This window comes from Pseudomonas sp. SJZ078 (assembly GCF_007828255.1).
Taxonomy (GTDB): domain Bacteria; phylum Pseudomonadota; class Gammaproteobacteria; order Pseudomonadales; family Pseudomonadaceae; genus Aquipseudomonas.
In genome coordinates, this window is the sequence record NZ_VIUG01000014.1 from 123,135 (window position 1) to 129,662 (window position 6,528).

Annotated in this window: 5 protein-coding genes; 3 read left to right on the plus strand and 2 right to left on the minus strand. The window is 60.0% G+C overall.

The window, feature by feature from the left end:
* Positions 1-10: 10 nt before the first annotated feature.
* On the plus strand, positions 11-874 hold the full coding sequence (locus FBY02_RS14875) for an HlyD family secretion protein (protein ID WP_144928766.1): 864 nt from the start codon (positions 11-13) through the stop codon (positions 872-874).
* 79 nt (positions 875-953) lie between these two features.
* Here the strand turns inward: FBY02_RS14875 and FBY02_RS14880 are convergent, their stop codons facing one another.
* Positions 954-1,424, minus strand: coding sequence for a MaoC family dehydratase (locus FBY02_RS14880; protein ID WP_024781188.1), 471 nt, complete (start codon positions 1,422-1,424; stop codon positions 954-956).
* 43 nt (positions 1,425-1,467) lie between these two features.
* Positions 1,468-2,412: an alpha/beta hydrolase gene (locus tag FBY02_RS14885; protein WP_144928768.1), complete on the minus strand. Its 945-nt coding sequence runs from the start codon at positions 2,410-2,412 to the stop codon at positions 1,468-1,470.
* Between the two features lie 224 nt (positions 2,413-2,636).
* Here FBY02_RS14885 and fadD2 point away from each other — a divergent pair, with 224 nt between their 5' ends.
* Positions 2,637-4,325 (plus strand): long-chain-fatty-acid--CoA ligase FadD2, encoded by a 1,689-nt coding sequence (gene fadD2 / locus FBY02_RS14890; protein WP_144928770.1) that lies wholly within the window; start codon positions 2,637-2,639, stop codon positions 4,323-4,325.
* A 386-nt stretch (positions 4,326-4,711) separates the two neighbouring features.
* A complete protein-coding gene (fadD1, locus tag FBY02_RS14895; RefSeq protein WP_144928772.1) occupies positions 4,712-6,403 on the plus strand; it encodes a long-chain-fatty-acid--CoA ligase FadD1 in 1,692 nt (563 codons plus the stop codon).
* The last annotated feature ends 125 nt before the right edge of the window (positions 6,404-6,528 follow it).

A 6,528-nucleotide genomic window follows, 5' to 3' on the forward strand; every position in this document is an offset into this window, starting at 1 on the left:
GGAGTTGAACATGCGTACCTCTGTACGTGTCGCCATTACGCTGGGTGTGGTGGCATTGGCGATTTTCGCCGGGTTTCACCTGTGGCAGTACTACATGCTCACGCCCTGGACCCGGGATGCGCGGATTCGCGCCGACGTGGTGGTGATCGCTCCCGACGTGTCGGGTTGGGTGCGTGAGCTCAAGGCGGTGGATAACCAGCAGGTCAAGGCCGGGGATCTCTTGCTGAGCATCGACCGCGAGCGCTTCGAAGCGGCTGTGGAGAAGGCCAGGGCAGTGGTCCAGACCCGTCAGCAGCAACTGAGTTTGCGCGAGCACGAAGCCAGTCGTCGTGCCGCCCTGGGGCCCCAGGCCATCAGCGCCGAGCTGCGGGAAAATGCCCAGATCAACGCCGGCATCGCCCGGGGCGAACTGCGCGAGGCCCAGGCCGAGGCCAAGGTCGCCGAACTCAACCTGGCCCGCAGCCAGGTCCTGGCGCCTCGTAGCGGACACATCACCAACCTGCGGCTGGCCGAAGGCAACTACGTCAACGCCGGGCAGCCGGTCATGGCGTTGATCGACGATTCGACATTCTATGTGCAGGCCTATTTCGAAGAGACCAAACTGCCGAGGATCCGCGTGGGCGATCCGGTCAAGGTCTGGCTGATGAGCGCCGGTCATGCCCTGGAAGGTCACGTCGAAAGCGTCAGCCGCGGTATTACCGACCGCAATACCAACCCGGATGCGCAGTTGCTGGCGGAAGTGGAACCGACCTTCAACTGGGTGCGCCTGGCCCAGCGGATCCCGGTGCGGATCAAGTTGGACAAGGTGCCGGAAGGGGTGAACCTGAGTGCGGGGATGACGGCGAGTGTGCAGGTGCAGGAGGGGGCTCAGTAGCGCTGGCACTGAGACCGTTGTGGCGAGGGGATAAATCCCCTCGCCACAGTAGATGCCATTCCAGAGATGATTAGGGCTGTCAGCCGATGCTGATCGCCGGCAACGTCGGCAAGGTCACCGTCTGTTGCTTGCGCGGCGCGAGGATCTCGGCCTCGCCATCCACCACCAGTTCATCGCGCTGGTTGAATACGCGAGTGGCGATGCGTACACGAAACTTTGGCAGTTTTTCCAGGATCTCCAGGCGCACGGTCAGGGTGTCGCCGATCTTTACCGGTTTCTGGAAGCTCATCTGCTGGCCGATGTAGATAGTCCCAGGCCCTGGCAACTCGCACGCCACCGCCGCGCTGATCAACGCACCGCTGAACATGCCATGGGCGATGCGCTCCTTGAACATGCTCGCCGCGGCGAATTCGGGGTCCAGGTGCACGGGGTTGTGATCGCCCGACATGGCGGCGAACAGCTGGATGTCGCGTTCTTCGACGGCTTTGCTGTAGCTGGCGGTCTGGCCGACTTCGAGGGCTTCGTAAGGGGTATTGGTAACCTGGGTCATCTGTTTCCGATCCTGTGGCGGGTAATGGAAAAACGCTGGAAAACTATTCGCTGCGTGGCGGGCGCTTGTGGGTCAGGGCCTGGGCAATCCAGGCCAATACATCGGCCGTCACTTCATCGCGGTTGGTTTCGTTGAACAATTCGTGCCGGGCCTGTGGGTAAATCGTCAATTGCAGGTGCTGACTGCCAGCGCTGCGCAGGGCGTCGGCCAGATCCTTCAGACGCTTGCCTTCGCTCACCGGATCACATTCACCGCCAATGACCAGCAACGGCAGGTCTGGATCGATCTGGGCGAGATTGGACGCTTTGCTGATTTGCTGCAAGCCACCGAGCAGGTCGACCCACAGCTGATTGCTGCAACGAAAGCCGCATAGTGGGTCGTGGATGTACTTGTCCACCTCGGCCGGGTCGCGGCTGAGCCAGTCGAAGGGTGTGCGCGTTGGTTTGAATTTCTGATTGAAACTGCCGAACGACAGCCATTCGATCAAGGCACTGCGGCCGGTGGCGCCCTGGCGCCAGCGTTCGAAACGGGCGATCAGGCGGGCGACGCGATACAGCGCCACCGGTTGGAAATTGGAACCGCTGAGAATCGCCCCATGCAGGCTCGCGCTGTGATGCAGCAGGTACGCCTGGGCGATGTAGCTGCCCATGCTGTGGCCCAGCAGCACGATTGGCATGTCGGGATGGTGCTGACCGATGTGATGGTTGAGGCTGGCCAGGTCGCCGACCACCTTGGCCCAGCCATCTTCGTCGGCATAGTGGCCGAGGATCGCCCCTTCGCCGGTCTTGCCATGGCCGCGCAAGTCCGGTGCGTAGACACCGTAGCCTTCGTCGCACAGGGCCTGGGCCAGGCGCCCATAGCGGCCGCTGTGTTCGGCCATGCCGTGAGCCAGCATGATCACGGCCCCGGGCGCGGCTTCGGGCAACCACTGATTGACGAACAGGCGGCTGTGATCGGTTGCGGTCAGCCAGAACGTTTGATGAATCATGACGATCCTTTACATGGGCGCATGCGCGATGTTGCTCCATTGTATAGCGCATCCGTTGCGTCTCGCCTGATCAGGCCACACGTAGGCGGCAAGATTCACACAATCTATGACACAAATTGCCGTATTTGCCTGATTGGCCAGAGCTGCTAGTGTCCCAAGAGCTCCGCTTCTGCGAATCGTAAAGAAGCGGCCCGGGATAGGTTCAGGTAAAGAGGATAAAAACAATGCAGCCTGATTTCTGGAATGACAAACGCCCGGCCGGCGTGCCCCTGGATGTCGACCTCGGGGCCTATAAGTCGGTCATCGAGGTGTTCGAGCGTTCCTGCAAGAAATTCGCCGACCGCCCGGCGTTCAGCAACATGGGCGTGACCCTCACGTATGCCGAGCTCGAGCGCTATAGCGCAGCCTTTGCCGGTTACCTGCAAACCCATACCGATCTGGTTCCCGGTGACCGTATCGCGGTGCAGATGCCCAATGTCCTGCAATATCCGATTGCTGTCTTCGGTGCCTTGCGCGCCGGGTTGATCGTGGTCAACACCAACCCGCTGTACACCCCGCGGGAAATGCGCCACCAGTTCAAGGATTCCGGTGCCCGGGCGCTGGTGTACATGAACCTGTTCGGCAGCAAGGTCCAGGAAGTGCTGCCCGACACGGACCTGCAGTACCTGATCGAAGCGAAAATGGGCGACCTGATGCCCACCGCCAAGGGCTGGCTGGTCAACACCGTGGTGAACAAGGTCAAGAAAATGGTCCCGGCGTATTCGCTGCCCCAGGCCATTTCCTTCAAGAGCGCCTTGCGCCTGGGACGTGGCCAGGCCATCAAGCCATTGAAGGTCAGCCTCGACGACATCGCGGTGCTGCAATACACCGGCGGCACCACCGGGTTGGCGAAGGGCGCGATGCTGACCCACGGCAACCTGGTGGCCAACATGCAACAGGCCCGGGCCTGCCTGGGGCAGCTCGGCGAGGACGGCCAGCCGCTGCTGCGCGAAGGCCAGGAGGTCATGATCGCGCCGTTGCCGCTGTACCATATCTACGCCTTCACGGCGAACTGCATGTGCATGATGGTGACCGGCAACCACAACGTGCTGATCACCAATCCACGGGACATTGCGGGCTTCATCAAGGAGCTGAAGAACTGGCGTTTCTCGTTATTGCTGGGGCTCAACACACTGTTCGTGGCGCTGATGGACCATCCGGATTTCAAGACCCTGGATTTTTCCCACCTCAAGGTCACCAATTCCGGCGGTACCGCGTTGATCAAGGCCACCGCCGAGCGCTGGCAACAGATCACAGGTTGTGGCATTACCGAAGGGTATGGGCTGACCGAAACCTCGCCGGTGGCGAGTGCCAATCCCTATGGCGGTAAATCCCGGCTGGGCACCGTGGGGATGCCGGTGCCGGGCACGCTGATGAAAGTGATCAGCGACGACGGCACCGAACAGCCCTTGGGCGAGCGCGGCGAGCTGTGCATCAAGGGGCCGCAGATCATGAAAGGCTACTGGAACAAGCCTGAAGCCACCGCCGAAGTGCTGGACAGTGATGGCTGGTTCAAGTCCGGTGACATCGCGGTGATCGACCCGGACGGTTTCGTGCGGATCGTCGACCGCAAGAAGGACATGATCATCGTCTCGGGTTTCAACGTGTACCCCAACGAAATCGAAGACGTGGTGATGGCCCACCCGAAAGTCGCCAATTGCGCGGTGATCGGCGTGCCGGACGAGCGTTCGGGAGAGGCGGTGAAACTGTTCGTGGTGGCGCGGGAGACGGGCGTCAGCCTTGAAGAACTCAAGGCCTACTGCAAGGAGAACTTCACCGGCTACAAGATACCCAAGCACATCGTGCTACGAGAGTCGCTGCCGATGACGCCGGTGGGCAAGATCCTGCGCCGGGAACTGCGCGATATCGCTTGATGTAGACCATACACATGCCCTTTGTGGGAGCGAGCCTGCTCGCGATAGCGGTAGATCAGTCACAGAAATATTGGCTGACACACCCTATCGCGAGCAGGCTCGCTTCCACATTGGTTTGGAGGTTTAAGCAAAAAAGAAGGTCGACTTCAGAGCCTTCCTACAGAGCTGTAGAATTTTTACTCTAAAAATGACCATTGATAATTCTTGAGTCGTGTTTGTGACTGTGGGGCCTGCTTTTGGCTCTAGTCGACCCTTGGCAAAGCTGCTACTCTCGGCGCGCTTTTGTGACTTCTCGGCCTTCATCCAAGCCAGATTCACCAATAAACACACCAATAATAATCGCATCAAATGCGGTGAGAATTCGCGTTGCTGAGGAGTGGGCTTCCATGTTCGAAGACTTTTGGAAGGATAAGTACCCAGCTGGGATTGCTGCCGACATCAATCCAGACGAGTATCCGAATATTCAGGCGGTGTTGAAGCAGTCCTGCCAACGCTTCGCCGACAAGCCGGCATTCAGCAACCTCGGCAAGACGATCACCTACGGTGAACTGTACGAATTGTCCGGGGCCTTTGCCGCGTATCTGCAACAGCATACCGATTTGCAACCGGGCGATCGAATCGCCGTGCAATTGCCCAACGTGCTCCAGTACCCGGTGGCTGTATTCGGTGCTATCCGCGCCGGGATGATCGTGGTCAACACCAACCCGTTGTACACCGCGCGGGAAATGGAACACCAGTTCAACGACTCCGGTGCCAAGGCGCTGGTGTGCCTGGCGAACATGGCGCACCTGGCCGAGGCCGTGGTGCCGAAGACAGGCCTCAAGCACGTCATCGTCACCGAGGTGGCCGACCTGTTGCCGCCGCTCAAGCGGCTGCTGATCAACAGCGTGATCAAGTACGTCAAGAAGATGGTCCCGGCCTATCACCTGCCCAAGGCCGTCAAATTCAATGACGTGCTGAGCAAGGGGCACGGTCGGCCAGTGACCGAAGCCAACCCGGGCAGCGATGACATTGCCGTGTTGCAGTACACCGGTGGCACCACCGGCGTGGCCAAGGGCGCGATGCTGAGCCACCGCAACCTGGTGGCGAACATGCTGCAATGCAAGGCGCTGATGGGCTCCAACCTCAATGAAGGTTGTGAAGTGTTGATCACGCCGCTGCCGCTGTACCACATCTACGCCTTCACCTTCCATTGCATGGCGATGATGCTGATCGGCAACCACAACATCCTGATCAGCAACCCGCGCGACCTTCCGGCGATGGTCAAGGAGCTGTCGAAGTGGAAGTTCAGCGGTTTCGTCGGCCTCAATACCCTGTTCGTCGCGCTGTGCAACAACGAGGGCTTCCGCAAGCTGGATTTCTCCGCACTGAAAGTCACCTTGTCCGGCGGCATGGCCCTGCAACTGGCCGCTGCCGAGCGCTGGAAAGCGGTCACCGGCTGCCCGATCTGCGAGGGCTATGGCATGACTGAAACCAGTCCGGTGGCCACGGTCAACCCGATCCAGAACATCCAGGTCGGCACCATCGGCATCCCGGTGCCGTCGACGCTGTGCAAAGTCATCAATGATGCGGGCGTCGAGTTGCCTCTGGGCGAAGTCGGCGAGTTGTGCGTGAAAGGCCCGCAGGTGATGAAGGGCTACTGGCAGCGCCAGGAGGCCACCGACGAAATCCTCGACAGCGAGGGCTGGCTCAAGACCGGCGATATCGCAGTGATTCAGCCGGACGGCTATATGCGCATCGTCGATCGCAAGAAAGACATGATTCTTATCTCCGGCTTCAACGTGTACCCCAACGAGCTGGAAGATGTGCTGGCAACTTTGCCGGGCGTGCTGCAATGCGCCGCCATCGGTGTGCCGGACGAGAAATCCGGCGAGGCGATCAAGATCTTCATCGTCGTCCGGCCAGGCGCCACGTTGACCAAGGAGCAGGTGATGGAGCATATGCGCGCCAATGTCACCGGCTACAAGGTGCCCAAGGCCGTCGAGTTCCGCGATGCGTTGCCGACCACCAACGTGGGCAAGATCCTGCGGCGTGAGTTGCGGGATGAAGAACTCAGGAAGCTGGGCTTGAAGAAGTAGTATTGCGTGTAAACAAAAAGCCCCGCCGAAGCGGTAATGCTGTTCACTTAAGCGGAGCGGCCTTACGATCTACCGGATACCGAGTTTTGGAAATCTTCACTGTCCTCGGCCGCCCTGGCCTTGGA

Coding starts and splice junctions, on each gene's coding strand:
- FBY02_RS14875 (WP_144928766.1), top strand. CDS start 11: ATGCGTACCTCTGTACGTGTCGCCATTACGCTGGGTGTGGTGGCATTG.
- FBY02_RS14880 (WP_024781188.1), bottom strand. CDS start 1,424: ATGACCCAGGTTACCAATACCCCTTACGAAGCCCTCGAAGTCGGCCAG.
- FBY02_RS14885 (WP_144928768.1), bottom strand. CDS start 2,412: ATGATTCATCAAACGTTCTGGCTGACCGCAACCGATCACAGCCGCCTG.
- fadD1 (WP_144928772.1), top strand. CDS start 4,712: ATGTTCGAAGACTTTTGGAAGGATAAGTACCCAGCTGGGATTGCTGCC.
- fadD2 (WP_144928770.1), top strand. CDS start 2,637: ATGCAGCCTGATTTCTGGAATGACAAACGCCCGGCCGGCGTGCCCCTG.